Annotated in this window: 30 protein-coding genes and 1 tRNA gene; 13 read left to right on the top strand and 18 right to left on the bottom strand. The window is 65.2% G+C overall.

Features of this window, described 5'->3' with window-relative positions; all coding sequences use genetic code 11:
- Positions 1-14: 14 nt before the first annotated feature.
- Complete coding sequence (locus ACT2B0_RS17075; RefSeq protein WP_473459476.1) at positions 15-548, top strand: gamma-glutamylcyclotransferase; 534 nt, start codon at positions 15-17, stop codon at positions 546-548.
- A gap of 18 nt (positions 549-566) precedes the next feature.
- Here ACT2B0_RS17075 and ACT2B0_RS17070 read toward each other — a convergent pair whose 3' ends face one another.
- From ACT2B0_RS17070 to ftsE, 5 genes are all read right to left on the bottom strand, one after another.
- A complete protein-coding gene (locus tag ACT2B0_RS17070; RefSeq protein ID WP_473459474.1) occupies positions 567-1,274 on the bottom strand; it encodes an HAD family hydrolase in 708 nt (235 codons plus the stop codon).
- Positions 1,275-1,305: 31 nt separating this feature from the next.
- The gene (locus ACT2B0_RS17065) at positions 1,306-2,112 is read right to left on the bottom strand and encodes a lysophospholipid acyltransferase family protein (protein WP_473459472.1); all 807 of its coding nucleotides are present in this window, start codon (positions 2,110-2,112) and stop codon (positions 1,306-1,308) included.
- Positions 2,113-2,227: 115 nt separating this feature from the next.
- Positions 2,228-2,923: a YdcF family protein gene (locus ACT2B0_RS17060; RefSeq protein ID WP_473459470.1), complete on the bottom strand. Its 696-nt coding sequence runs from the start codon at positions 2,921-2,923 to the stop codon at positions 2,228-2,230.
- A 112-nt stretch (positions 2,924-3,035) separates the two neighbouring features.
- Positions 3,036-4,004 carry a cell division protein FtsX gene (locus tag ACT2B0_RS17055; RefSeq protein ID WP_473459468.1) on the bottom strand — a complete coding sequence of 323 codons (969 nt, stop codon included), beginning with the start codon at positions 4,002-4,004 and terminating at the stop codon, positions 3,036-3,038.
- Positions 3,997-4,656: a cell division ATP-binding protein FtsE gene (gene ftsE, locus ACT2B0_RS17050; RefSeq protein WP_473459467.1), complete on the bottom strand. Its 660-nt coding sequence runs from the start codon at positions 4,654-4,656 to the stop codon at positions 3,997-3,999. The genes ACT2B0_RS17055 and ftsE overlap by 8 nt, the downstream gene beginning before the upstream one ends.
- Before the next feature lie 179 nt (positions 4,657-4,835).
- On the opposite strand from ftsE, the gene ACT2B0_RS17045 reads away from it, so the two are divergent.
- The 6 genes from ACT2B0_RS17045 (at position 4,836) to ACT2B0_RS17020 (ending at position 10,124) form a co-directional block, all read left to right on the top strand.
- Positions 4,836-5,483 carry a hypothetical protein gene (locus ACT2B0_RS17045; RefSeq protein WP_473459465.1) on the top strand — a complete coding sequence of 216 codons (648 nt, stop codon included), beginning with the start codon at positions 4,836-4,838 and terminating at the stop codon, positions 5,481-5,483.
- Positions 5,483-6,031, top strand: coding sequence for a hypoxanthine phosphoribosyltransferase (hpt, locus tag ACT2B0_RS17040; RefSeq protein ID WP_348506266.1), 549 nt, complete (start codon positions 5,483-5,485; stop codon positions 6,029-6,031). The genes ACT2B0_RS17045 and hpt overlap by 1 nt, the downstream gene beginning before the upstream one ends.
- Positions 6,032-6,077: 46 nt before the next feature.
- On the top strand, positions 6,078-6,440 hold the full coding sequence (locus ACT2B0_RS17035; RefSeq protein WP_348506265.1) for a response regulator: 363 nt from the start codon (positions 6,078-6,080) through the stop codon (positions 6,438-6,440).
- A gap of 113 nt (positions 6,441-6,553) precedes the next feature.
- Positions 6,554-7,858 (top strand): nicotinate phosphoribosyltransferase, encoded by a 1,305-nt coding sequence (pncB, locus tag ACT2B0_RS17030; protein WP_473459463.1) that lies wholly within the window; start codon positions 6,554-6,556, stop codon positions 7,856-7,858.
- Between the two features lie 216 nt (positions 7,859-8,074).
- Positions 8,075-9,172, top strand: a complete 1,098-nt coding sequence (locus ACT2B0_RS17025; protein ID WP_473459461.1) for a GGDEF domain-containing protein — start codon at positions 8,075-8,077, stop codon at positions 9,170-9,172.
- A 145-nt stretch (positions 9,173-9,317) separates the two neighbouring features.
- The gene (locus ACT2B0_RS17020; RefSeq protein WP_473459459.1) at positions 9,318-10,124 is read left to right on the top strand and encodes a GGDEF domain-containing protein; all 807 of its coding nucleotides are present in this window, start codon (positions 9,318-9,320) and stop codon (positions 10,122-10,124) included.
- Between the two features lie 57 nt (positions 10,125-10,181).
- On the opposite strand, the gene ACT2B0_RS17015 is transcribed toward ACT2B0_RS17020, so the two are convergent.
- The 7 genes from ACT2B0_RS17015 to ACT2B0_RS16985 form a co-directional block, all read right to left on the bottom strand.
- A complete protein-coding gene (locus tag ACT2B0_RS17015) occupies positions 10,182-11,057 on the bottom strand; it encodes a 3-hydroxybutyryl-CoA dehydrogenase (RefSeq protein WP_473459457.1) in 876 nt (291 codons plus the stop codon).
- 117 nt (positions 11,058-11,174) lie between these two features.
- On the bottom strand, positions 11,175-12,104 hold the full coding sequence (locus ACT2B0_RS17010; RefSeq protein WP_473459455.1) for an electron transfer flavoprotein subunit alpha/FixB family protein: 930 nt from the start codon (positions 12,102-12,104) through the stop codon (positions 11,175-11,177).
- 163 nt (positions 12,105-12,267) lie between these two features.
- Positions 12,268-13,017: an electron transfer flavoprotein subunit beta/FixA family protein gene (locus tag ACT2B0_RS17005; RefSeq protein ID WP_348419630.1), complete on the bottom strand. Its 750-nt coding sequence runs from the start codon at positions 13,015-13,017 to the stop codon at positions 12,268-12,270.
- A gap of 188 nt (positions 13,018-13,205) precedes the next feature.
- Positions 13,206-13,973, bottom strand: coding sequence for a rhomboid family intramembrane serine protease (locus tag ACT2B0_RS17000; protein WP_473459453.1), 768 nt, complete (start codon positions 13,971-13,973; stop codon positions 13,206-13,208).
- Between the two features lie 15 nt (positions 13,974-13,988).
- Positions 13,989-14,570, bottom strand: coding sequence for a cob(I)yrinic acid a,c-diamide adenosyltransferase (locus ACT2B0_RS16995; protein ID WP_473459451.1), 582 nt, complete (start codon positions 14,568-14,570; stop codon positions 13,989-13,991).
- A gap of 61 nt (positions 14,571-14,631) precedes the next feature.
- Positions 14,632-14,823 (bottom strand): twin transmembrane helix small protein, encoded by a 192-nt coding sequence (locus tag ACT2B0_RS16990; protein WP_473459449.1) that lies wholly within the window; start codon positions 14,821-14,823, stop codon positions 14,632-14,634.
- 33 nt (positions 14,824-14,856) lie between these two features.
- Positions 14,857-15,699, bottom strand: coding sequence for an SDR family oxidoreductase (locus ACT2B0_RS16985; RefSeq protein ID WP_473459447.1), 843 nt, complete (start codon positions 15,697-15,699; stop codon positions 14,857-14,859).
- 95 nt (positions 15,700-15,794) lie between these two features.
- Here ACT2B0_RS16985 and ACT2B0_RS16980 point away from each other — a divergent pair, with 95 nt between their 5' ends.
- Positions 15,795-16,646 (top strand): YihY/virulence factor BrkB family protein, encoded by an 852-nt coding sequence (locus tag ACT2B0_RS16980; RefSeq protein ID WP_473459445.1) that lies wholly within the window; start codon positions 15,795-15,797, stop codon positions 16,644-16,646.
- Here the strand turns inward: ACT2B0_RS16980 and ACT2B0_RS16975 are convergent.
- Positions 16,613-17,503: a DMT family transporter gene (locus ACT2B0_RS16975; RefSeq protein ID WP_473459443.1), complete on the bottom strand. Its 891-nt coding sequence runs from the start codon at positions 17,501-17,503 to the stop codon at positions 16,613-16,615. The genes ACT2B0_RS16980 and ACT2B0_RS16975 overlap by 34 nt on opposite strands.
- A 134-nt stretch (positions 17,504-17,637) precedes the next feature.
- On the opposite strand from ACT2B0_RS16975, the gene ACT2B0_RS16970 reads away from it, so the two are divergent.
- Positions 17,638-17,925 (top strand): hypothetical protein, encoded by a 288-nt coding sequence (locus ACT2B0_RS16970; RefSeq protein WP_473459441.1) that lies wholly within the window; start codon positions 17,638-17,640, stop codon positions 17,923-17,925.
- Positions 17,926-17,940: 15 nt separating this feature from the next.
- Here ACT2B0_RS16970 and gluQRS read toward each other — a convergent pair whose 3' ends face one another.
- Positions 17,941-18,822, bottom strand: coding sequence for a tRNA glutamyl-Q(34) synthetase GluQRS (gene gluQRS, locus ACT2B0_RS16965; RefSeq protein ID WP_473459439.1), 882 nt, complete (start codon positions 18,820-18,822; stop codon positions 17,941-17,943).
- A 178-nt stretch (positions 18,823-19,000) separates the two neighbouring features.
- Between gluQRS and ACT2B0_RS16960 the strand changes: the two genes are divergently transcribed.
- Both ACT2B0_RS16960 and ACT2B0_RS16955 read left to right on the top strand, forming a co-directional pair.
- Entirely contained in the window at positions 19,001-19,669 is a 669-nt protein-coding gene (locus tag ACT2B0_RS16960) for a DNA-3-methyladenine glycosylase family protein (RefSeq protein ID WP_473459437.1), read from the top strand.
- Positions 19,670-19,785: 116 nt separating this feature from the next.
- Positions 19,786-20,343 (top strand): HNH endonuclease, encoded by a 558-nt coding sequence (locus ACT2B0_RS16955; protein ID WP_473459435.1) that lies wholly within the window; start codon positions 19,786-19,788, stop codon positions 20,341-20,343.
- Positions 20,344-20,372: 29 nt separating this feature from the next.
- On the opposite strand, the gene ACT2B0_RS16950 is transcribed toward ACT2B0_RS16955, so the two are convergent.
- From ACT2B0_RS16950 to ACT2B0_RS16940, 3 genes are all read right to left on the bottom strand, one after another.
- On the bottom strand, positions 20,373-20,822 hold the full coding sequence (locus ACT2B0_RS16950; protein ID WP_473459433.1) for a PACE efflux transporter: 450 nt from the start codon (positions 20,820-20,822) through the stop codon (positions 20,373-20,375).
- A gap of 147 nt (positions 20,823-20,969) precedes the next feature.
- Entirely contained in the window at positions 20,970-21,494 is a 525-nt protein-coding gene (locus tag ACT2B0_RS16945) for a disulfide bond formation protein B (RefSeq protein ID WP_348337067.1), read from the bottom strand.
- 4 nt (positions 21,495-21,498) lie between these two features.
- Positions 21,499-22,080, bottom strand: a complete 582-nt coding sequence (locus tag ACT2B0_RS16940) for a YqaA family protein (protein ID WP_348337068.1) — start codon at positions 22,078-22,080, stop codon at positions 21,499-21,501.
- 194 nt (positions 22,081-22,274) lie between these two features.
- Here ACT2B0_RS16940 and ACT2B0_RS16935 point away from each other — a divergent pair.
- Both ACT2B0_RS16935 and ACT2B0_RS16930 read left to right on the top strand, forming a co-directional pair.
- Positions 22,275-22,359, top strand: a tRNA-Leu gene (locus ACT2B0_RS16935).
- A 122-nt stretch (positions 22,360-22,481) separates the two neighbouring features.
- The gene (locus tag ACT2B0_RS16930) at positions 22,482-24,125 is read left to right on the top strand and encodes an AMP-binding protein (RefSeq protein WP_473459430.1); all 1,644 of its coding nucleotides are present in this window, start codon (positions 22,482-22,484) and stop codon (positions 24,123-24,125) included.
- A gap of 16 nt (positions 24,126-24,141) precedes the next feature.
- On the opposite strand, the gene ACT2B0_RS16925 is transcribed toward ACT2B0_RS16930, so the two are convergent.
- On the bottom strand, positions 24,142-25,425 hold the full coding sequence (locus tag ACT2B0_RS16925) for a GNAT family N-acetyltransferase (protein ID WP_473459428.1): 1,284 nt from the start codon (positions 25,423-25,425) through the stop codon (positions 24,142-24,144).
- Position 25,426: the final 1 nt, after the last annotated feature.

Raw genomic sequence — 25,426 nt, 5'->3', positions numbered from 1 at the left:
ACTGGCAAGGCGATATGGGCGATTTTTGGGTGTTTGGCTACGGTTCGCTGATGTGGCGGCCCGGATTTGCCCATGTGGAAACCCAGCGCGCGCGCCTGCACGGCTACCGTCGGGCGCTGTGCGTGCGGTCTTTCGTGCATCGCGGCACGCCGGCGCGGCCGGGGCTGGTGCTGGGGCTCGACCGCGGCGGATCGTGTATCGGGCTCGCCTTTCGGGTGCCGGGCGACCTGCGCCAGGAGGTGCTCGACTATCTGCGCGCTCGCGAACTCGTCACCCATGTCTATCTGGAGCGCGTGCTGCCGGTCACTTTTGCCTCCGGCGCGCGCGGCGAGGCGCTGTGTTACGTCGTCGACCGCGCGCACGATCAATATGCCGGGCGGCTCGACGCCGCGCACGCGGCCGCGGCGGTGTGCGGCGCCGTCGGCCAGTCGGGTCCGAACGAGGATTACGTGCTCAACACGGTCGAACACCTGGAGGCGCTCGGCATTCGCGATCACTGGCTGGAAGAGGTCGCGCGGCGGATCGGCTCGGCACCGGCGGCGGGCTGAGCCCGAACGCCGCGCATGTCAGCCAATATCGTCGACGATGCCCGGCAGGTCGCGCAGCGTGTCGATGACCCGGAAGCGCGGATCCTCGGCCGGGGGCTCGACATGTTCCAGCACCCAGGTCAGCTCGTGCGGCACATGCACGCCCCAGCTTCCCGCCGCGATCGCCGGCACGATGTCGGACTTGAGCGAATTGCCGACCATCATGGCATGTTCGGGCCCGTCGCCGGTTTCCGAAAATATCCGCTGATAGGTTTCCTGTCTCTTGTCGCTGACGATTTCGACCGCGTCGAAGAACTCGCCGAGCCCGGACTGGGCGAGCTTGCGCTCCTGGTCGAAAAGGTCGCCCTTGGTGATCAGCACAATGCGGTGCGTTGCCGCCAGCCGCTCGAGCGTGTCGGCCGCATGCGGCAGGGTTTCGACGGGATGGTCCAGCATCTCGCGTCCGGCGGCGAGGATCTGCTCGATGACACGCGCCGGCACATGCCCGTTCGTGACCTCGATCGCGGTCTCGATCATCGACAACGTAAAACCCTTGATGCCGAAGCCGTAGCTGCCGAGATTGCGCTTCTCGGCCGCAAGCAGCCGCGCGCCGAGGTGGTCCGGGTCGGCGTGGTCGGCGAGCAGTTCGGCGAAACGGCGTTCGGTCAGGCGAAAGAACTGCTCGTTCTGCCACAACGTGTCGTCGGCGTCGAAACCGATCGTGGTTAGCCGGGAGGATTTCGGCATCGGCCGCTCCTGCTTTCGTCGGGCGGCGCCGTCAGGCCGGCACGGAGGCGGGCAGGTCGACACCCAACCTCTCCAGCCGCCGGCGCGCGGTCTCGGGCAAGGGTGGCGCGTCGGGCGAACCGGCAGCCTCGACCAGCAAGTCGTCGACGGCGTGCTCCGTCGTCGACACCAGGCGCTGCATGAACTCCTCCTTGCTCAGCCCGGCAGGGATCGGCTCGAGGAAGCGCGCCTTGATCGTGCCGGGATAGCGCAGGAACTTGCGGCGCGGCCAGTAGAGGCCGGCGACATGGGCAACCGGGACGACCGGCAGTCCCAGTTCGGTGTAGAGCTCGACAATGCCCCATTTATAGGCCGGCTCGTCGCCGGGCGCGCGGCGGGTGCCTTCCGGATAGATGATCAACTGGCGCGGATTGCGCGCCAGTTCGGCCTTGGTCAGCCGGACCACCGATCTGAGCGCCTTGGAACGGCTGCCGCGATCGACCGGGATCATGCGCATCTTCAATACGTACCAGCCGAAGAACGGGATCCAGGTCAGTTCGCGCTTCAAAATGTAGAGCGGATCGCGCAGATAGGGAAAAAAGGCGATCGTATCCCAGAATGACTGATGTTTCGGCGCCAGGATGAAGGAGCCTTCGGGCAGGTTCTCCACCCCGGTGATTTCGCTGCGCGTGCCGGCAATGGCGTTGTAGAGCCACAGGCTGGAGCGCGACCAGAATTTCGGCACGAACCAGGCCAGATGGCGGGGCGCGAGGAAATAGAACGGGGTCCAGACGATCATCTGGACGATCAGATTGGCGTAAAAGGCGACGTTGAACGTCAGCGATCGAATCACTGTCATGAAGCGTTTCTGGCGTCCCGTGGCGATCCCGGTCAATGGGTCCTTGTCCCTAGGTATCATCGGCCACCGCGCAGGAAAACCGCGGATTGCAGGTTCGAGGGCGCGGCCGCTTCGCTCAGCGTCTGGCGAGGTCGCTTGGTGACATCGTGCCGTTGCCGCCGTCGCCATAAGGCCACGCGCCGCGCGCCAGAGCGCCGAGATATTTGACATATTCGGTGAAAAGCACCCGCAAGGCATCCGGCTTGATCAACAGCACGCCATCCCTGGCGTTGCCGGCGATCACCGGATAGGGAAGCAGCGCCGTTTCAGCGAGCAGCCGGCGCATTTCCAGCAGGCTGCGCGGCATGTGGTAGTTGTTGGTGACGACGATGACCGTCTTGTAGGCGTGGGCGCGAATCCATTTCGCGCTCTCGGCGGCATTGCCGACGGTGTCGAGCGCCAGCCGGTCGATATCGACGCAGCACGAAAACAGAGCTTCCTCGGCACCGGTGGCGCGACGCAGGTCGCCGGCGCGCGCGACCGGATTGACGCCGGAAATCAGCAGGCGTTCGCCTTTGCCGGCCTTGAGCAGGTCGACCGCCGCGTTGAGCCGGAAATGTCCGCCGGTCAGAACCACGATCGCGTCGGCGTCCGGCGGGTCGGCAGGCGTCGTCATCAAGCTCACCTGATTGGCGAACCAGGCGAAACCGCCGAGGAAGACCAGTGCGACAAGCAGGGCTCCGGCCAAGCCAGCCCGCCCGGCGCGGCCATATTTGCCCGCTTGTCTGTCGCGCGCGGAATGCGGTTCGGTTTCGCGAGGCGCTTCTGCCATGGTGGTTGCTTAGCGCCGAATTGCGGCGCGCGGTAGATGCGCCGCCCGTGCTGCGACACTTTTCGTGTCGCTGCGATGGGCGCCGTGACCCGCCCCGTGGCGGGCCGCGCGCTCACAAATGGTCGCCGGTGCCAACGTCCACCCCGTTGAGATGCGCGACCACGGTCGCGTGCGAGGTCGCCGCCGTCAACGCGGCGACCAGCACGACCACAACCCCGACCCCGAGATAGCCGGTCATGCCGATGGCGAAATTGCCGAACAGGGCGGTCGCCTGATCGGCTTCGGGCGTGGCCATGTTGCGCCCCGACCACCAGCCGAACAGGATGAAGACGATGATCGCGGAAAGTCCCCCGGCCGCCGCCCCCTTGATGCCGGTCAACAGGAAATGCCGGCGAAACTGGGAGGCGATGAACCGCGCCTCGGCGCCGACATAGTGCAGAACCTCGATCACGTGCCCGTTGCCGGCCATCGCGCCACGGGTGGCGAAAATCACGGTCAAAACCGTCGCCGACAGCATCAGGATCAGGACAGTGAAGCCGATCGTAACGGTCGTTCGGGCCATGGAGACGAGACGATCCACCCAGTTGCGGTGATCGTCGAGACTGGCGTTGGGCACCTGCTTGCGGATCGCCTCGCGCATGGCGGCGAAATCGGGCGGCGCGGCCTCGTCGATCGTCACGATGACCAGCCGCGGCACCGGCAGTTCCTCGAGGTCGAGCCCGGTGCCGAGCCAGGGTTCGAGCAGGCGCGCGGTGGCGGCGCTGTCGACGACGGTCGCCTCGCGAACGCCGGCGAAGGTCCCGGCGATCGTCCTGGCGGCTTCGAGCGCGGCCTCCATGTCGAGATCGTCGCGGGGGCGGATCTGGATCGTCGCCTCGCGGGCGATCTGGCTTTGCCAGACGCTTGCCGTGTCGCGCACCAGCGTAACCGCGCCAACGGTGAGGCAGGCCAGGAAGGTCATGATCGCGATCACGGCGATCAGGGCGTGCCCGGCCACGGTCTGGGCCGGCACGATCGGCGCCATGCGGCGGCGCCTGCCGTCGCGGGCGCGGACCAGGGACTTGAGCGTGGTATCAATCATGGACCGCCAGCCTGCCGTCGGCGAGCACGAGGCGGCGCGCGTCGACCTGATCCATCAAGGACAGGTCGTGCGTGGCGATGAGGACGGCGGTACCGGACCGGTTGAGTTCGATGAACAGGCGCAACAGCCGCCGGGCGAGCGGCGGGTCGACATTGCCGGTCGGCTCGTCGGCAAGCAGGATGTCGGGCTGCTCGATCAGCGCACGGGCGATCGCGGCGCGCTGCTTTTCGCCGCCCGACAGGATGGGCGGGTGTGCATTCAGGCGCTCGCCGAGGCCGACCCATTTGAGCAATTCGGTCACGTCGCTGCGATAGCTTGCCTCCTCGCGGCCGCGCACGCGCAGCGGCAGGGCCACGTTCTCGTAGGTGGTCATGTGTTCCAGAAGGCGGAAATCCTGGAAGACGACGCCGATCTTCCTGCGGATATGCGGCAGCTCGTCGCGCCGAATCAGCGCACGATCCTTGCCGAACACTTTTATCAGGCCGCGGGTCGGCGCCAGCGACAGGAAAAGCAGGCGCAACAGCGTTGTCTTGCCGGCGCCCGACGGCCCGGAGAGAAACTGGAACGAGCGCTTGGGGATATGAAAGGAAATGTCGCGCAGGATTTCCGGCCCCATTCCGTAGCGCAAGCCAACATTTTCGAAATGGATCACTGTCCTGACCGGTCCCGGCTGCTTCGATATCCGTCGATTGCGGCGGACCTTGGTTTTCCATGGTTAACGAACGGTAAAGTTCCGGCCTTCGCGCGCCGCGTCTGTGCCATTGGGCAGCAATTCATTAACCAATTCCCTTTACCCCGTGTCAGGGTTTTGCAAAAGGACGGCGCCCTTCCATGGTCGATGCAGCGAACGTCCGCCCGGTCTCGGGCGAAATCATGGCGGGCGGGCGCTCCAAGGCGGCACGGACCGATTTCGCGAGCGAGATCGTCGATGCGGACTATATCACGCTGGACCGTCCGTCCATCGCCACCGGCGACCTTCGCCCCGGACCCAGGGCCGAATCAGGCCCGGCGGCGATTTCTGGGATGGACATGCTCAAGAAGGACGGGCCGCGTTCGCCAAAACCGGGTGGCCGGCGCGCCGGACCGGTTTTCTGGGCGCTCGGATCGGTGGTCGCGCTCGCGGCGTTCTGGATATCAGGCGGGCACGCGCTGCGCGGCGCCCTGCTTCCCGCCGCGCCGGCAGGCACTGCCGAGGCCATGCGCATCGTCGCGCTGCGCTCGCATGTCGAGACCAGCGGGGTGCGCGGGATCGTGCATGTCGACGGCGCGGTCGCCAATAATGGCGCCGCCGTAACTCAGGTTCCGCGTCTCGCCATCGAGGTCAGGGGTGACGGCGGCGCCGTCACCCGCTACATACTCGATCCGGGACAGGCCCGGATCGGACCCGGGACGCAGTTTCCCTTTTCCAGTCGCGTCAACGCGCCCGAGGGCGGCGTAGCCGGCGTATCGGTGAGCATGATCAGGGGAGATGGCGGCTGATGCCGGTTGTACGCGGTAAGGAAATCGAGGTTCTGTTCAGCGCATCGGCGATCGCGCGGCGCAACCTTGAACTGGCCAAGGAGATCGCGTCGCGCGATTATCACGACCTGCTGGTCGTCTCGATCCTCAAGGGCTCCTTCATCTTTGCCGCCGACCTCATCCGGGCGATGCACGACGCGGGGAGTTCGCCCGAGGTCGAGTTCATCTTCATCTCCAGCTATGGTGCGGGTACCGTCAGCGGCGAGGTCAAGGTGCTGCGCGACATCGACAACGATGTTAGCGGCCGCGACATCCTGTTGATCGACGATATCCTGGAATCGGGCAAGACGCTGCAGTTCACGCGCGACTTGATGGTGTCGCGCGGCGCGCGCAGCGTTTCGATCGCGGTTCTCCTGGACAAGCACACCCGGCGGCAGACCGAGCTGAACGCCGATTATGTCGGGTTCGAATGTCCGGACTATTTCGTCGTCGGATATGGCATGGACGTCGCGCACGCCTTCCGTGAACTTCCCTTCGTGGGCGTGGTGAAAGGGGATGCGGCCGGTTGATGCGGGTTTCCGGAAAACCGAATCAAGACCGGGCATTGTCGGCGGAATGGCCAAAATCCTGATAGTCGAAGACGACGAACCGGTCCGCGACCTGGCGGCGCGGGCCCTGGCGCGTGACGGCCACACCGTGGAGACGGCGGAGGATGGCGAGGCGGGACTGGCGCTGATCCGCGAAGCGGCCGGCGGCTTTGATCTGGTCGTGTCCGACATCCGCATGCCGGGCATGGACGGGATCGCCATGGCGGAAGCCGCGGTGCGCGAGTATCCCGGTCTCAAGATCATGCTGGTGACCGGCTATGCGGACCAGCGCGAGCGGGCAGAGGGGCTCGACAAGGTGATCGTCGATGTCGTGCAGAAACCGTTCACGCTGTCCCAGATCCGCGAGAAGGTGCGCGAACACCTTGCCTGAATGCCGCGGACCGGTCCCGGTCCGGGCGGCCGGGTTTCTTGCCGCGTGCGGCATTTCATCCTAGACCACCACGCTGTTGCCGGCGGCGGCCGGGGCGAAACGGGAAGGGCACGATGACCAAGACCGACATTGCCAAGCGCGTCTACGATCATACGTGGAAGCTCGATCCCGTCATTCGCAGCCTGCTCGACACGGACTTCTACAAGCTGTTGATGCTGCAGATGATCTGGGGGCTCTATCCGCAGGTCGACGCGACTTTTTCGCTGATCAACCGCACCAGGACGGTCAGGCTCGCCGACGAGATCGATATCGCCGAGCTGCGCGACCAGCTCGACCACGCGCGCAGCCTGCGGTTTTCCAAGAAGGAGATGATCTGGCTTGCCGGCAATACTTTCTACGGCAGCAAGCAGATCTTCCGGCCAGACTTCCTGGCGTGGCTGAGCGAGTTCCAACTGCCCGAATATGAGCTGGCGCGCCGGGACGGTCGCTTCGAGCTGCGCTTCCACGGCCGGTGGACGGAAACCAGCATGTGGGAAATCCCGGCCCTGGCGATCATCAACGAATTGCGCTCGCGCGCCACGATGCGGTCGATGGGGCCGTTTTCGCTCGACGTTCTTTATGCGCGGGCGAAGGCCAAGGTATGGTCCAAGGTCGAGCGGCTGCGCAAGCTGCCGGACCTGCGCATATCCGATTTCGGAACCAGGCGCCGGCATTCCTTCCTGTGGCAGCGCTGGTGTGTGGAGGCCCTGAAGGAGGGGCTGGGCGACGCGCTGACCGGCACCAGCAACGTCAAGCTGGCCATGGATACCGATCTGGAGGCGCTCGGCACCAATGCGCACGAGCTGCCGATGGTGCTGGCCGCGCTGGCGCCCGACGACGAGGCCCTTTTGGAGGCGCCCTATCAGGTGCTGCGCGACTGGAACCAGTATTATGGCGGCAATCTGCTGATCGTGCTGCCCGACACGTTCGGAACCGAATCGTTCCTGCGCGGCGCGCCGGACTGGGTGGCGGACTGGACCGGTTTCCGGCCCGACAGCGCGCCGGCGATCGAAGGCGGCGAAAGGATCATCTCGTGGTGGAAAGAGCGCGGCCGCGACCCGCGCGAGAAGCTGCTGATCTTTTCCGACGGTCTCGACGTCGACACGATCGAGAAAGCCTACCATCATTTCCACGGCAGGGTGCGCATGGCGTTCGGCTGGGGCACGAACCTGACCAACGATTTCGAGGGTTGCGCGCCGGTCGAGATCGACAGTCTCAACGCCATCTCGATCGTTTGCAAGGTCAGCCACGCCAATGGCCGGCCGGCCGTCAAGCTGTCGGACAATCCCGAAAAGGCGACCGGCGCGCCCGAGGAGATCCAACGCTATCTTGCGTTGTTCGGCGAGAGCGGCCGCGTTGCCAAACCGGTCAAAGTCTAGGTTCGCTTCTTTCGACTTTCAGCAGTTTGTGACGAATTGTCCGGGTTTAACGGACAATTAGCGCGATTGGCTTACCTCTACGTCAGGCTGATCTCAGATGTGGGTGGGACTTCCATTGAAAGGCGACGGATCGATATCGTTCAGGAGTGATGGCGACGCGCCGGCCGTGGATCGTTTTGGTCGCACAAGCCGGGTGTTGCCATGGGGGGAGCGCATATGAACATGCAGCTTTCGAACGCGACGGGCGGCGGCAATACGCCGGCCGGGCCGGTGGCGGATATTGCGGCCAAGATCGCGCTGGCGATGCGGGCGATGGGCGTGGTCGGGCTGCCGCGCAACTACGAAATCTTCTACGAGGTATTTGCCGGCGCCAATCCCGAACTCAACGCCGATCTGGGCAAGCTCGGCAATCGGCCGCGTCAGGACGACCTGGACCGACTCAGCGTCAAATATTTCGCCCAGGCGAATAGTCAGCTTTTCGTGGAGGATATCCGCAACCACCTCTCCGACAAGGTCGAAGAGGTGATGAAGCTGTTCGAGAAGGAGCGCGTCCAGCTCGAACGCTACGGTTCGATCCTCAACCAGACCTCCGACGGGCTGCACAAGCGCAGTCTCGTGACCCAGGATATCCTGCACCGGATATCGAGCATCATGTCGGCAGCCACCGACACCAAGATCGAGCAGGGCAAGCAGATCGTCTCGTCGATCGAGGACAAGTCCGCCGAGCTGGAGGACGTGAAGTCGAAGCTCGAGGAGTACAAGAAGCTCGCCGACACCGACCCGCTGACCCAGCTTTTCAACCGCCGCGCCTTCGATAGGGCGATTGCCCGGATCTACGACGACAAGAAGCGGGTGCTCTACAGTTGCCTGGTGCTCGTCGACATCGACCGTTTCAAGCAGATCAACGACCGTTTCGGCCATCCGGTCGGCGACAAGATCATCCAGCACATCGCCAGCGTGGTTCAGTCGGCCGTGCCCGAGGGCGTCATGGTCGCGCGCACGGGCGGCGAGGAATTCGCCGCGATCATGGAAGGCATGGGCGAGGATCAGGCGGCGGAGGTCGGCGAGACCGTGCGAAAAATGGTCGAGAAACTGGCCGCGACCAATAACGGGTCGGGTCTTGCCAGCGGATCGATCACCGTATCGGTGGGAATCTGCATGGCCGTTCAAGCCGAAGGGGCCGACGATCTCTACGTCAAGGCCGACCGCGCGCTCTACGTATCGAAAGCGAACGGCCGCAACCGCTGCACGCGGTTTTCGGAATTACCCGACATGAAATCCGCCAAGGGTTGGCGCATCTACAGCCGCGACTGACGTTGCCCGGTTATGGCCTGCCGGTCGCGCATCCTGTGACATCGTAAACGTTCGGTGTGCGTCGCGCGGCGAATGCCGCCGATTTTCCTAACCCGGTATTCAAGAGCCGCAGCTACCTTCCCGCGTCTTGATGAGGGGTTGCATCATGAATGACGCGTTCAGGCGGCATTTCGGGCGTTTCGCGTCCCGGTTGGGCCAGTCGACTGTCTTGCGGTGGACGCTGGCGGGCACGATTTGGTGCGCGCTCGTCTCGCTGAGCTACATGACCGTGGTGGCGGCCGGTTTCGGCGGCGAGGCGTTTCGCAGCGGGCTGCCTGTTGCGGCGCTGCTGCTGCTCGTGCTGGCGGGGCCGGTGTTGCTGTTTCTCGGCTTCAGGCTGCGCGAACTGGCGCGCGCCAATCAGAAGCTGGGCCTGGTCGCCTCGACGGACAGTCTCACGGCCTGCCTCAACCGCGGTGCGTTCTCGACACGGGTTGACGAAAGTCTTTCCGGTTCCGGGCGCGGCAACCAGCGTATCAAAGGCGCCTTGCTGGTGATCGACGCCGACCATTTCAAGTCGATCAACGACAGCTATGGCCACGATCTCGGCGACGAGGCGCTCAGGGTGATTGCTGCCGCGATCCGCGGCCAGGTGCGCAAGGACGATCTCGTGGGCCGGCTCGGCGGCGAGGAGTTCGGCGTCTTCCTGCCAGGTGCCACGCAGCAAAACGCGGTCGGGGTCGCCGAACGCATTCGCCGCAGTATCAGTGAATTGTCATTCCGGCCGATGGGCACGCCCCACCGTTTGACCGTCAGCGTCGGTGGCGTCAGCTTCGAGGATCAGCTCGGATTCGTGGAATTGTTCCGTATCGCGGACCGGCGGCTCTACCAGGCCAAGAACAGCGGCCGCAACCGGATCGAGCTCACCCATATCCAAGCCTACAACATCAGCGACCTGGCCGTGCACCATTGATGACCGCCCGACCCGGACCATGGCGGGTTCGGTTTTGACGGGAGGCTCCCGCCCGCCTCAGCGGGTGGGAACCGGGTGTTCGCCGCGATAGTCATAAAAGCCGCGTCCGGCTTTGCGCCCCAGCCATCCGGCCTCGACATATTTGACCAGCAGCGGACAGGGCCGGTATTTCGAATCGGCCAACCCGTCATACAGCATCTGCATGATCGACAGGCAGGTGTCGAGGCCGATGAAATCGGCGAGCTGCAGCGGCCCCATGGGATGGTTGGCACCGAGCTTCATGGCGGTGTCGATCGCCTCCACCGAGCCGACGCCCTCATAAAGCGTGTAGATCGCCTCGTTGATCATGGGCAGCAGAATGCGGTTGACGATGAAGGCGGGGAAGTCCTCGGCGACGGTAATCGTCTTGTCGAGGCTGCTTACGAACGCCTTCGCCGTCTCGAACGTGCTGTCCTCGGTGGCTATGCCGCGCACCAGCTCGACCAGTTTCATTACCGGAACGGGGTTCATGAAGTGGATGCCGATGAAACGCTCCGGCCTGTCGGTCTGGGCGGCCAGGCGCGTGATCGAGATCGAGGAGGTGTTGGTGGCGAGCAGCGCCTCGGGATTGAGAAGCGGGCAAAGCTGGGCGAAAATCTTGCGCTTGATGGTCTCGTCTTCGGTTGCGGCCTCAATCACCAGGTCGGCGCCAGCGAGATCCTCCAGCTTGCCCGCGCCGGCGATGCGGGCGAGCGCGGCGGCGCGCTCCTCGTCGTCGAACTTGCCGGACGAGACCTGCCGCGCCATGTGGCCGTTGATCGTCGCGATGCCGTTTTCGACCTTCTCCTCGGAGAGGTCGTACAGGAGCACCTGATAGCCGGCCAGGGCGCAGACATGCGCGATGCCGCCTCCCATCTGCCCGGCGCCGATGATGCCGACGGTCTGGATTGTCATTTTGGTTTACCCATGGAAAGCGGTTGCGCTCATATTGTGCAGTTGCGAAAAATAGAAGCCGGGGTGGATTTCGTCCACCCCGGCCTTAAGCTGCCACCGCCGATGCGCGCTTTGGTCTCAGAGCGCCTTCTCAAGCTCGGGCAGGACGGTGAAGAGGTCGGCGACAAGTCCGTAATCGGCGACCTGGAAGATCGGCGCTTCCTCATCCTTGTTGATGGCGACGATGACCTTGCTGTCCTTCATGCCGGCCAGGTGCTGGATGGCGCCTGAGATGCCCACGGCGATATAGAGTTCGGGGGCGACCACCTTGCCGGTCTGGCCGACCTGCCAGTCATTGGGCGCGTAACCGGCATCCACGGCGGCCCGCGAGGCGCCCACGGCCGCGCCGAGCTTGTCGGCGACCGGCAGGATAACCTCCTGGAACTTTTCTTCCGAGCCGAGCGCGCGCCCGCCCGAGATGATGACCTTGGCCGAGGTCAGCTCGGGACGGTCGCTCTCCGACAGCTTGTTCTCGACAAAGCGCGACAGACCCGGATCGGCGGCCGCGTCGACGGTCTCGACTGCTGCCGAACCGCCGCCGGCGGCGGCCTGGAACCCGGCGGTGCGCACCGTGATCACCTTGGTGGCGTCGCCGGACTCCACCGTCTGGATGGCGTTGCCGGCATAGATCGGCCGCTTGAATGTCTTGGCGTCGACCACCTCGACGATATCGGAGAGCTGCATGACGTCGAGCAGCGCCGCCACCCGCGGCATCACGTTCTTGCCCATCGTCGTGGCCGGCGCGACGAGCGCGTCGTAGCCGTCGGCCAGCGAGACGACCGTGGCCGCAAGCGGCTCGGCCAGCCGCTCCGCGAGCGCGTCGGCCTCGGCAAGCAGAACCTTGCGCACGCCCGCAAGCTTGGCCGCCTGGTCGGCAGCCGCCTTGGCGCCCTTGCCCGCGATCAGAATATCGACATCCGAGCCGAGCCCGGCGGCGGCCGACAAGGCCTTGGCGGTCTGATCGGACAGGGTTTCATTGTCATGTTCGGCAATCAAAAGAGTGGCCATCGTCGTCGTCCTTGCCTTCCTTGTCCCACTCGCCCCGGTCCGAATTCGGATCAGGCCGTGGCGAAAGCGGTTGGGTTCGAGAACCGGCGCGGAGCGTATTTGGATACGTGAGCACCGGAAGCACAGAGACCGGCCGCTTGCAGCCCGGCCTCAAGCGAATTCACTACAGCACGCCGGCTTCGTTCTTCAGCTTGTCGACCAGTTCGGCCACGTCCTTGACCTTCACGCCCGCCTTGCGTCCGGCCGGCTCCTCGGTCTTCAGGACCTTCAGCCGCGGCGCGGTGTCGACGCCGTAATCGCCCGGCGCCTTCTCGTCCAGCGGCTTCTTCTTTGCCTTCATGATGTTGGGCAGCGACGCGTAGCGCGGCTGGTTCAAGCGCAGATCCGTCGTCACGATCGCCGGCAGTGACAATTCCACCGTCTGCAGCCCGCCGTCGACCTCGCGCGTCACCGTCGCCTTGCCGTCGGCGATCTCCACCTTGGAGGCGAACGTGCCCTGGCTCCAGCCCAACAGCGCGGCCAGCATCTGGCCGGTCTGGTTGCTGTCGTCGTCGATCGCCTGCTTGCCCAGGATCACCAGCTCCGGCTTCTCCTCCTCCACGATCCCCTTCAAAATCTTGGCGACGGCAAGCGGCTCGATAACCTCGTCGGTCTTGACCAGGATGCCGCGGTCCGCGCCCATCGCAAGCGCGGTGCGGATCGTCTCCTGAGCCTGCTGCGGACCGACCGAGATCGCCACGATCTCCGAAACCGTGCCGGCTTCCTTCAGGCGGATCGCTTCCTCGACCGAAATCTCGTCAAAAGGGTTCATCGACATCTTCACGTTCGAAAGCTCGACGCCCGAGCCGTCGGCCTTAACACGCGGCTTAACATTCGCGTCGATCACACGCTTGACCGGGACGAGGACTTTCATGCGCTCACAACCTTTCTGATGGATCGGATTTCGCGGCCTTTACCATTTGCGCGGCCGTCTCGGCTAGTCCGATGCCGACATGCATCCCGAAAAACCGGGGTGGTTCAGGATGGGATCGCGCGACGGCGTGCCGCCTCGGGGTCTAGTCGCGATTGACGTTCGCGTCAATATTGCGGCGGTGAGGCATGCTATTGCCGGCCCCAGCGTGGTTTGTCGGCAACCGCGGGGCCGTCGGGCGCCGTCGTTGCGGCCGTTTTGACCGCGTCGGGCGTAACGATCGCGCGATCGAACAGGGGGACGCCGCGACGGCGCATGATCAGAACCAACCCGGCTCCAGCGACGATGCCGCCGACATGGGCGCCCCACGAGACCTGGGAATCGTCGCCGATTACCAGCATGGCGAACTGGAACAGCACCCACAGGACGAGCGGGATGAAGGCGGGAATGCGCAGCGGAATGCGGCCGAAGGCCAGCACCCACAATTTCACGCGCGGATGCAGGATCAGATAGGCGGCGACGATGCCCGCGACCGCGCCCGATGCGCCGATCAGCGGTGCTTCGGAGGACGGCGCGATCGCACCGTGCAGCCAGGCGCCTGCGACGGCGCAGGCGAGATAGAAGATCAGGAAACGCCAATGGCCGAGCGCGTCCTCGACATTGTCGCCGAACACCCACAAGAACAGCATGTTGCCGCCCAGATGGAAGACGTTGCCATGCAGGAAGGCATAGGTGAGATAGGTCAGGTCCTCCGGCACCAGCACCAGTTGCGGCGGCAGCTCGGCGACATCGTTGATCACCGCCGGCACATAACCCAGGCCGTAAGCGGCGGCATGCAGGGTTGTATCCGACAGCGCGGTGAGGAAATAGACGAGCACGTTGATGGCGATCAGCGCGATCGTGACATATTGAAGCTTGATATGTTTCAGGCTGTTGGCGTCGTGCAGCGGAATGAACATCGCCGATCCCCACCGTCAACGATTGGCCCCGGGCACCCATAACACGTCTGTTGCGCCATTGTCATTGGCGGCGCGGGCGGCCACGAACAGGAAATCGGACAGCCGGTTGATGTAGCGCAGCGCCTCGCCGCTGACGGTCTCGCCGGAGACGGACGACAGCGCCACCATCAGCCGTTCGGCGCGTCGGGCGACGGTGCGAGCCTGATGGAGATAGGCGGCCGCCGGCGTGCCGCCGGGCAGGATGAAGGAGCGCAGCGGCGCCAGTGCGGCGTTGAGGCCGTCGATCTCGGTTTCGAGCCGTGTCACCTGGGAAGCGACGATGCGCAGCGGCTCGAATTCGGTGGGCGCGCCGGTGTCGGGGGTGGCCAGATCGGCGCCGAGATCGAACAGATCATTCTGGACGCGGGCCAGCATGGCGTCGATTTCGGTATGGTCCCGTGCGGTGTGGAGACGGGCGAGGCCGATGCAGGCATTGGCCTCGTCGACCGCGCCGAAGGCTTCGATGCGCGGGTCGAATTTCGGCCGGCGCGCACCGCTCACCAGTCCTGTGGTGCCGTCGTCGCCGGTGCGGGTGTAGATCTTGTTGAGCTTGACCATGTTCGTTGCGCTTCTTCTTCTGTCAGTCGATGGACTTTCGTGGGCGGCATGTGGCCAACGCTCAGCCGCGGCTGAAATAGAGCGCCAGCACGATGAACACGAGCGCTATGAACTGCAGGATCACGCGCGCCTGCATCAGCTTGTTGGAGGTGTTGCCCGACCCGCCGCGCATCATGTTGATGAGCCCGCGCACAAGCACGAAGGCGACCGCGACCATGAAGACGATGGCCAGGATATTGAATACGGAAGACATGGGCTTTTCTCCGAAAGGGGCGGCTGTGCGGCCCTAGCGCGCCTGGGACTGGCGCGCCACGACGCGATAAAACAAGGAGGCGGGCAGGAACCGCTTCAACAACAGCCCCGTCTTGGCCGGCAAGGTGACGGGATAATGCGGTCTCGGGCGCGGGCTGTCGAGCGCGTGCGCCAGGACGGCCATCACCGCGTCGGGCTCCAGCTTGAAGCGCGACCGCGTGCCACCGGCGCGCATGCGGGCGAGCTGGGCGCGGTAGGCGTCGCGGTGCGGCGAGTTTTCCACAGCGATGTTTTTTTCGAACCAGCCCAGCGCGGTGGTGGCGAAGCGCGAGCGGATCGGGCCGGGCTCGATCAGCGAGACATGGATGCCGGAGCCGGCAAGTTCGGCGCGCAGACACAGCATCAGCCCCTCGAGCGCGTATTTGGACGCGACATAGGCGCCGCGATAGGAGGCCGGCACCAGGCCGAGGATCGAGGAGCAGTGGACGATCCTGCCCCGACCCTGCCGGCGCATCGCCGGCACCAGGCGGCGCGTCAGATCATGCCAGCCGAAGAAATTGGCCTCGAACTGCTCGCGCAGCGCCTCAACGGGAAGATCCTCGACGGCGCCGGGCTGGGCGTAGGCGCCGTTGTTGAACACGGCGTCGATGTGTCCGCCCGTTCTGTCGAGGACGGCGTCGGCCAGGGCGGCGATCGAGCCGGGCTGGCGATAGTCGAGGTAAAAACTCTCGATGCCGGCGGCTTCAAGCGCGGCGATGTCGGTCGGGTTGCGCGCGGTGGCGAAAACCCGCCAGCCGCGCCCGGCAAGGGCGTGCGCGCAATGGGCGCCGATGCCGCTCGAGGCCCCGGTCACGACGATCGTGCGTGCGTCCTCCATCCGGGCCAGATCCTCTTGCGGCGACAAACACGGCTTGCCAATAGCGTCGGAGGCTTCACATATTCGGGGGCGGGACACAATCGCGGGAAGGATTTATGCGCAGAATCGTCGCCGTGCGACGCATCATGAACGACGCTTTCGGCCATTTCGACGCAGATGACGGCTGGTCGATGGCCAGTCATCTCGCGCTTTCGGCGCTGATGGCGCTGTTTCCGTTTCTGATCTTCGCCACCGCGCTCGCGAGTTTTCTGGGCGCCAGCGCGTTTGCAGAGACGGCGGTGCACCTGGTCTTCGACACCTGGCCGCAGGAGATCGCCGAGCCGATCGCGCGCGAAGTCTTCAACGTTTTGACCATCCAGCGCGGCGATTTCCTGACCGTCAGCGTGATCGCGGCGGCGCTGTTTGCCTCCAACGGCATCGAGGCGCTGCGGGTGTCACTCAACCGGGCCTATCGCGTCACCGAGACGCGGTCGTTCGTCTATCGACGCCTGCAGAGTTTCGCTTTCGTGCTGATCGCGACGATGGGCTTCCTGGCGATCAGCGTGCTCCTGGTGCTGGCGCCGCTGGCCGCGCGCATCGCCGAGCGGCAATTCTCCTGGATCGGGCCCTATATGGGCACCATCACGCTGTGGCGCTACGTGATCGCCTCGTCGGTGATCGTCGTCGGTCTGGTGGCGGTGCATTTCTGGCTGCCGGCCAGCAAACGGCGTTTCCAGGACGTGATCCCCGGCATCGTGCTCACCCTGTTGGGATGGCTGATCGGCTCGACGCTGTTTGCCGCCTATCTGGAGCGGTTTTCGACCTACGTGTCGACCTATGCCGGGCTCGCATCGATCATGATCGCGGTGATCTTCCTTTACATCGTGTCGGTGATCTTCATCCTGGGCGGCGAAGTCAACGCCGCCATCAGACGCTATCGCGAGGCGCGGGCGCGCATACGCGGTTGAGCGGTCGCCAGCCCGACGCCAGCGGCCGCGATCGCCATGCCCGCGATCTGGATAAGGGAAAGCTCCTCGCCGAACAGGGTCCAGGCCATTAGCGCGGTGACCGCGGGAACCAGATAAAACAGCGACGCCACTTTCGAGACCTCGCCCTCGCGCAACAAATACATCAACAGGAAGATGGCGCCGATCGACAGCACCAGCACCAGCCAGGCGAAGGCGAAGATCAGTTCGCCGGTGACGACGAAGGTTCCGGTCTCGAAGGCGACGGCGACAAGCGCGGTCATGACCGTGGCGCCGAGATATTGGTAGAACGCGCCGGTCGCCAGGTCGAGATTGGTGACGAACCGCTTTTGCCAGACCGTGCCCGCCGCCATGCCGATGACGGCGACGAAGGCGGCCGCGAGATTGACCGGCGTCACGCCGCCGCCGATCGCGCCAAGCTTGGGGCCGAGCACGATCGCCACGCCGGCAAAGCCGATGGCGAGCCCGAGCCAGTGGCGCGGCATGATCCGTTCTCCCAGGAACACACCGGCCATGATGGCGGTGATCAGCGGCTGAAGGCCGACAATCAGCGCGGTCAGGCCTGCCGGCAGGCCGTTGCGGATCGCCCAGAACACACCGCCGAGATAGATGCCGTGCATCAACATGCCGGCGACCATGGAATGCCAGGCCTGGGCCCCGGCGCGCAGCCGGGCCGTCTTCAGCAAAGGCAGCATCGCTGCCAGAAGCAGGAAGGTTATCGCCGAGCGCACCGCCAGGAAGCCGAACGGCTCCGACCAGGGCATGGCGTAACGGGCGCCGATGAACCCGGTCGCCCACAGGACGACGAACAGGGCGGGCGCAAGGCGTGAAATGGGCATCGTCGGTCGGTGTCCTGGTTCAGGGTGTCAGGCGCAGGTGTTGCGGCATAAGCAACCGCGTCGCAATCGTGCTAGACTCCACCGACCGCATTCCATCGATCCAGCATATCAGAATGCGGGTACGGAGATCGGAGATGATCTGGAATCTCAGTTTCGGCTGGCTGTTCATGGCCGTTGGCACGGTGTGCATCCTGTCCTTCATTTTCGCGCTGGCGCTCAACGCCATCATCGGCCGCGACGGTTTCGGTCCTTTCGGCACGATGGTGGTGCTGACCGGCGGTTTCTTCGCATCGATCTATGCGGTCAATGCCTATGGCATCAGCCTGCGCAAGGTGCAGGAGGCGGCGTTCGCCGGACTGGGCGGTGCGTTTGTCATCCTGGTGTTTCTCCTTCTGGTCAAGGGCGTCATTCGCAGGATCTGAGCGTCAAGCGCGGGCCTAACGCGGCAGGCCGACCATCCGCCTGATATCGTCCGGTCGCGCGCCACCGGCGCGCAGGGCCCGCAGGGCCGTGTCGCCGCGGCTCTTCGACAGTTTGCGTCCGTCGGCGTCGAGGACGAGATCGTGATGCAGATAGGCTGGCACGGGCAGTCCAAGCAGGTCCTGCAACAGGCGGTGCACGGCGGTGGCGTAAAACAGGTCGCGCCCGCGCACGACATGGCTGACGCCCTGGATGGCGTCGTCGACGACCACGCACAGATTGTAGCTCGCCGGACTGTCCCGGCGCGCCAGCACGACATCGCCCCAGGCGGCCGGCTCGGCGCGCACGCATCCGGTTTCGCCGGCCGGTCCGCCGCCGGCCTCGCTCCATTCGAGCGGGGCGCCGATCCGGTCGAGCGCCGCCTGCATGTCGAGGCGCCAGGAAAAGGCCTGTCCGTCGGCGATGCGCCTCGCGCGCTCTTTCGCAGACAACGCCTTGTCGATTGGCGGATAGAGGGGCGCGCCGTCGGGATCGCGCGGCCAGGGTTCGTGCCCGGTCTCGGCGTCGGCAATGAAGGCGCGGACCTCGCCGCGGCTCATGAAGGCGGGATAGACCAGTTCGGCGTCGATCAGCCGGTCGAGCGCGTCGCGATAGTCGGAAAAATGGTCCGACTGGCGGCGCACCGGCTGTTGCCACGACAGGCCGAGCCAGGCCAGATCTTCCAGGATGGCGGCCTCGTATTCGGGCCGGCAGCGCTCGGTGTCGATGTCTTCCATGCGTACGAGCATGCGTCCGCCGGCCGCCGCGCACAGATCGGCGTTGAGCAGCGCCGAATAGGCGTGCCCCAGATGCAGCGCGCCATTGGGGCTCGGCGCGAAGCGGAAGACCGGACCTGTCATGAGGCTGTCGTCTGCGGTTGGACGGGCATGACAGCGATTGCTAGACTATCGCACGACAAACCGGAATGGGCGCGACGGGCGTTTTCCACGCGCGCAATAAAGTTCAATCAAGCCGCGAAGGCCTTGACGCCGGCCCTTTGGCCCATGCCGGGCTCCGGCTTTGGCGGAAGGAAACCCCGTGCGCCGCATCGACGCTGTGGACGACGTGATGGCCGGCCTGGAGGCGTTGTGCGACGTCGATCCGCGCTTGCGGGACGTGCGGGCCGTTGCCGGGGAGGTGCCGCTGCGCCGCGTCGAACCGGGCTTTGCAAGCCTGGTGTCGATCATCGTATCGCAACAGGTCTCGCGCGCCAGCGCCGACGCGATCTTCGGACGGCTCGCCGCGCTGGTGCAACCGATGACCCCGCAGGCTCTCGCCGGCGCGAGCGACGCGCTGTTTCGCGAGGCGGGCCTGTCGCGGCCGAAGCAGAAAACGCTGCGCGCCGTCGCCGGCAGGTTCGCGGCGGGCGGGTTCGATCTCGATGCGGTTTGCCGGCTCGACGTCGAGCAGGCGATCGCGCGGATGACGGCGCTGCATGGCATCGGCCCATGGACGGCCGAGGTCTATCTGCTGTTCGCGTCGGGCCATCCGGATGTGTTTCCCGCCGGCGATGTGGCGCTGCAAAGCGCGGTCGGGCATGCTTTTGCGATCGATCCGCGGCCGAGTGCGCGGGCCCTGGCTGCAATCGCCGAATCATGGCGTCCCTGGCGCGGTGTCGCGGCGCGCCTGTTTTGGGCCTATTATCGCGAAATGAAGGGACGCGACGCGCTGCCGCCGGCGGTCAAACCCGAAATTGCCGCACGATAGGATGATTGGCGCGGCTTTCCGGCAACAGTTCTGTCACAATAGAAGCTTCACATTCCTGACATGTGTCGCTTAGATTATCCGCGCCGTTCAGGTCCTCATGAAAGGAGACGACGGACGTGACGATTTCGGTGTCGCCGGACAGTCTGCCGGCCCTGGTGCTTAACGCCGACTACCGCCCGCTCAGCTACTTTCCCCTGTCGCTGTGGTCGTGGCAGGACGCCATCAAGGCGGTGTTTTTGGACCGGGTCAACATCGTCGCCGAGTACGAACACGCCGTGTCATCGCCCTCGTTCTCGATGCGGGTGCCGAGCGTGGTTTGTCTCAAGGCCTATGTGAAGCCCTCGCGCCACCCGGCCTTCACCCGGTTCAACGTCTTCCTGCGCGACCGTTTCCAATGCCAGTATTGCGGCGCGCGTGAGGACCTGACCTTCGACCATGTCGTGCCGCGCCGCTGCGGTGGCGCCACGACCTGGGAAAACGTGGTCGCGGCATGCTCTCCCTGCAACCTGAGAAAGGGCGGCATGATGCCGTCGCAGGCGCGCATGTGGCCGACCCAGACGCCTTTTCAGCCGACGGTGCACGATTTGCACAACAACGGACGGTTGTTTCCGCCCAACCATCTGCACGAAAGCTGGATGGATTATCTCTACTGGGACGTGGAACTGGAGCCGTAGGCCTCCGGGCGGTGTCCCTGCGCGCGATCTCAGCGTCCTGCGCCGGTTTCTCGCGACTGAACCGGCGAGGCCGGCAGCGGAAACACAAGGTCATACACCCAGTTGAAGACGAACGCGTAGACCATGTAGAAAAGGGCGAAAGAGATGTCCATCATCAGAGCCTGCAGCACGCCGACGCCCAGATACCAGGCGATGAACGGCAGCAGCACCAGAAGAAGCCCGATCTCGAAAAGCACGGCATGGGCCACCCGTATGGCCGGCGATTTGCGCACGTCGCCCGCAATGCGCAGCATCGCGTGGTCGAACAAGAGATTGTAGAGATAGTTCCACAAGGTCGCGATCGTGGCGCTGACAAGCGCGACGATGCCGATATCGTGGATCGGCAGGCTAAACGCCCAGCCGCCAAGCGGCGTGACGATGATCAGGCCGATAATCTCGAAGCTGACAGCGTGACGGATCCGGTCCCCGGTGGTGCGCATCGTGCCCCCAATTCGTGGTTCGGGCCGTCCCGAGCTGGTGTCCCGGATGGGGGAGGTCGTCCTCGCTTCAAAGGCCGATATAGGATTTCGCCCGGGTGATGCAAGCGCGCTATTGCCCGGGCGGCAATACCCAGGCCGGCCTATCGATCACGCTTGGCGGCTTGTGCCCCTTGCCGCGGCGCGCAGCGCGATAACGGCGAGCGCCAGGCTGGCGATCGCGTTCCATCCGGCGAAGGACAGGCCCAGAACCCTGAGCGCGGCCTTGTCGCAGGAGGGCGGGATCACGGTGTTGATGGCATCGAGAATGCCCCCCTCGCTCGACGGCGGCGCGGCGACCACGCCGCAATCGGCCGGCCCAGCCCACCAGCCCCATTCGACGCCGGAATGGTAGACGGCGAGATAGAGCCCGTAGAGCATCAAGAGACCGCCGGCCGCGATCAGCAGCCGCACGATCCAATCGGGCGCGCGCATCAGCGCGGCGAGGCCGGCGACCGCCATTAACGGCACGCCGATATAATAGGGCATGCGCTGTTCGAGGCAGAGCTTGCAGGGAATGTAGCCGCCCAGATGCTCGAAGCCGAGCGCCGTGCCGACGACGACCGCCATCGCCGCGAGCAGAAAAAGCGCCGTGGCGGCAAGCGCGCCGGAGCCGTTGGTGTTTGTTTGGGTCATGGGATCAAAAGACATATTTCACGGCCACGAAACCGCCGATCAGCAGCACCATGAAAAGGGTGAAAAGAAGGCCGAGATTGCGTTCGATGAAGGTGCGGATCGGCTCGCCGAAACGGTAGAGCAGCCAGGCGACGAGGGTGAAGCGCAGGCCGCGGCCGATAATCGACACGATCACGAAGGTCAGGAAGTTCAACCCGGTGAAACCGGAAAAGATCGTCAGCACCTTGTAGGGAAACGGCGTGACGGCGGCAAACAGCACCCCCCAGCCGCCCCAGCGATCGTACCAGCCCTGGACCTTGGCGAAGGAGTCCTCCGCACTGTAGAAGGCCAGGATCGGCTGTCCCAGAAGGTCGAACAGGAACGCGCCGATCAGATAGCCGAGCATGGCGCCGGCCACCGACGCCACCGTGCACAACGCGGCGTAGCGCAGCCATTTGGCGCGTTCGGCAAGCACCATCGGTATCAGCAGGACATCCGGCGGGATCGGAAATACCGAGCTTTCGATGAAGGAGACGCCGGCAAGCGCCTTTTCGGCGTCGCGCGTCGCGGCCAGCGACATGGTCCAGTCATAGAGTCGGCGAAGCATGGAAAAATCCCGTGAGCCAGAATGGTTCGGTCCATCCAGCAATGGCTCTAGAACCGTTCATCGGCAAATGGAAGCCGTTTGCGCGGTGGCGGCGCCGCCAATTGAAAACAAGGTTTCCGGCGGCGGGCAGTTGACGGACCGGGCCCCGGCCGTATAGTCCGCAGCCGTCCGGCTCGTGGCCGGTCGCCCTATGGGCCCCTGTGGCGGAATTGGTAGACGCGCGCGACTCAAAATCGCGTTCCGCAAGGAGTGCTGGTTCGATCCCGGCCAGGGGCACCACGTTTCCGCCTTGGCGGATGAGGCTCCGGGCTTGCCTGAAATCGGCTATGTCTGTCAAAACCCGATACCGCCTCTTCGGCGGCGCGGGCTTTGTGTTGTCGAGCGGGGGCATATCAACCACGATGCTTGAACGCGGCGAAGGGTACGAGCGGCTTTATGCCGGGTTTGGCTGGGCCATTCCGGAGCGGTTCAATATCGGCGTCGCCGTTGCCGATGCATGGGCGGCGCGGGCACCGGACCGGATCGCGCTGATCGACGATGCCGGCGGCGAGGTCGCGGCGACGATGAGCTATCGTATGCTTGCGGAGCGCTCGAATGCGCTCGCCAACGCGATGCGCGCGCGCGGCGCCTGCCGCGGCGACCGGGTGGCGCTGCTCCTGCCGCAGGGCTTCGAGACCGCGATCAGCCATGTCGCGATCTACAAGCTCGGCGCCATTGCCGTGCCACTGGCGCTTCTGTTCGGGGTCGAGGCGCTGGAATACCGGCTGCAGACGGCCGGCGTCTCGGCGGTGGTGACCAACCATGCCGGCCTGGCCAAGCTGGCGCCGCTGCGCGCACGCCTGCCCTCGTTGCACACCGTGATCGTGACCGGAGACGCGGGCGAGGGGGCGGTGTCCTTCGACAGGCTGGTGGCGGGCGGATCGACGCGGTTCGACGCCGAGAAGACCGGCCCCGACGATCCGGCGATGATGATCTTCACCTCCGGCACCACCGGGCCGCCGAAGGGCGCGCTGCACGGCCACCGGGTGCTGCTCGGCCATGTGCCGGGGGTGCAGATGCCGCACGAATTCCTGCCGCAACCGGGCGACCGGCTGTGGACGCCGGCCGACTGGGCCTGGGCCGGCGGTCTGCTCAACGTGCTTTTGCCGGGCCTGTTGCTCGGCGTGCCGGTGGTGTCGTCGCAGGCGGAAAAATTCGATCCGGAGGCGGCGTTCGCGCTGATGGCGCGCCGCCAGGTGCGCAACGCCTTCATACCGCCGACCGCGCTCAGGATGATGAAGGCCGTGCCGGACGTGCGCGAGCGGTTCGCGCTCGATCTGCGCACGGTCGGCTCGGGCGGCGAGGCGCTCGGACGGGAAACCTATGACTGGGCGCGGCGCGCGCTCGGCCTGACGATCAACGAGTTCTACGGCCAGACGGAATGCAATCTGGTGCTGTCGTCCTGTGCCGCGCTCGGCGTCAGCCGTGCCGGCGCGATCGGCAAGCCGGTTCCCGGCCATCAGGTCGCGATTGTGGACCATGCCGGCAATCCCCGCCCGACCGGCGAGGCCGGCCAGATCGCGGTGCGGCGTCCCGACCCGGTGATGTTCCTAGAATATTGGCAAAACCCGCAGGCGACCGCGCAGAAATTCGTCGGCGACTGGATGCTGACCGGCGACCAGGGCATCGCCGACGCCGACGGCTACGTTCATTTTTTCGGCCGCGACGACGACATCATCACCTCGGCAGGCTACCGGATCGGCCCGGGCGAGATCGAGGACTGCCTGACCGGCCATCCCGCGGTCGCGCTGGCGGCGGCGGTCGGCAAGCCGGACGCGATCAGGACCGAAATCGTCAAGGCCTATGTGGTGCTGAAGGACGGGCACGCGCCCTCAGAGGCGCTGAAGAGCGAGATCAGCCTGTGGGTGCGCGAACGGCTTTCCGCGCATGAATATCCGCGCGAGGTCGAATTCGTCGATTCGATGCCGCTGACGACCACCGGCAAGGTGATCCGGCGGATTTTTCGCGACCGCGCCGGCCGCGAGGCCCGATCGGAGGCGGACTGATTCGCGCCGGAGGCACTCAGTGCCTGCCGATCAGACCCTTGATGCGCCGGCGCAGGATGCGCGCCAGATTGCGGGTTTCGCGGTGAAGGTGGATCTGGCCGGCGGCCTGGCGGGTGAGCCGGTCCGTGTCCGGCGCCAGGCCGACCACCATGGTGCCCATTTCGCGGCGCTCGCTCCACAGGCGGCTCATGATCGGGTGATCGGGCACGGCGCAGGAATCGGTCGCTTCGATATTGGGATCGTCCAGGTGCTGGCGCGTGACCTCGATCATCAGCAGCGTGCCGGGGGAGAAGGCGGCGTGGTTTTCGTCATAGGCCGTCTTCCAGGTGTAGGCCTGGCCGGCCTCGACGAACACGATCAGGCTGGCGATGGCGACGCCATCGAGGCTGAGCGTGTGAATCCGGCACAGATCGCGCTGGGCAAGCCGGTTGATCGCCTCGCGCGCGAAGGCGGCGCGGTAGCGGTCGATCACCATTGCGGTGCGTTCGCGGCCCTTCCAGCCCGACGCCTCCAGCGCCAGGAAGGTCTCCAGCGCGTTGCGGATATCGTCGGGCTGGCGGGCCACTGAGTAGACGAGGTCGCCGGTTTCGGCGAGCCGGCGCTTGAGACGGCGGAACTCGCGGACATGATGCGATTTGAGCGACGTGCGCAGATAGGTCTCGCCGTCGAGGTCGCTGTCGAGGAACGGGCGCATGCTGTGTGACGTGGTCACCACCGGCAGGTCGAGCCCCATCGCGGCGGTCCGGATCAGCCGGGCGACCGGACCGTCCATGCGCAGGTCGGGCAGGATCAGCACCCTGGGCAGGTTCAGGTGTTTGCGGCCCAGCATGGAAAAGAAATCCTCGAGCACCCCGACAGGATCGTCGCGATCGACCAGCGGCGTGCCGAGCGGACCGAAGGGACTGGACCAGGTCCGCATCGCCGGGACTCCCAGCGGCACCGCAGGTTTTTCCACGGAAAAGGGAACCAGAAGGCGCAGCCGGTTCTTGTCCCTGTTGCCGTCGCGAATGACGGCCAGCCGCACCTCGCGATCTTCCAGCCGGGGCATGGCTGGCGCCAGAAAGCGCGGGTTGAAAAAGATGTTGGGTTCGACCGTGCGCACGCACAGAAAGTCCAGCTCGTCGACCAGGTCGAAGCCGGCCGAGGCGGGATAGACCGCCAGACGCCGCGGCGCCACGCCGGCGGCTTGGATTTCCACTTCGATCTGCTGCTGCGCTTCGGCGCTCACGCCGGCCAGGTTGGCGATCAGCGGGCTCGACGCGCTGACGCTGGTTTCCTCGATCAGGGGAATGGCGGCCATA

The sequence above is a fragment of the Nitratireductor sp. J20-h4 genome, assembly GCF_056780505.1.
Note: the sequence above shows the minus strand (reverse complement) of the source record. Positions and strands in the feature narration are given on the sequence as shown.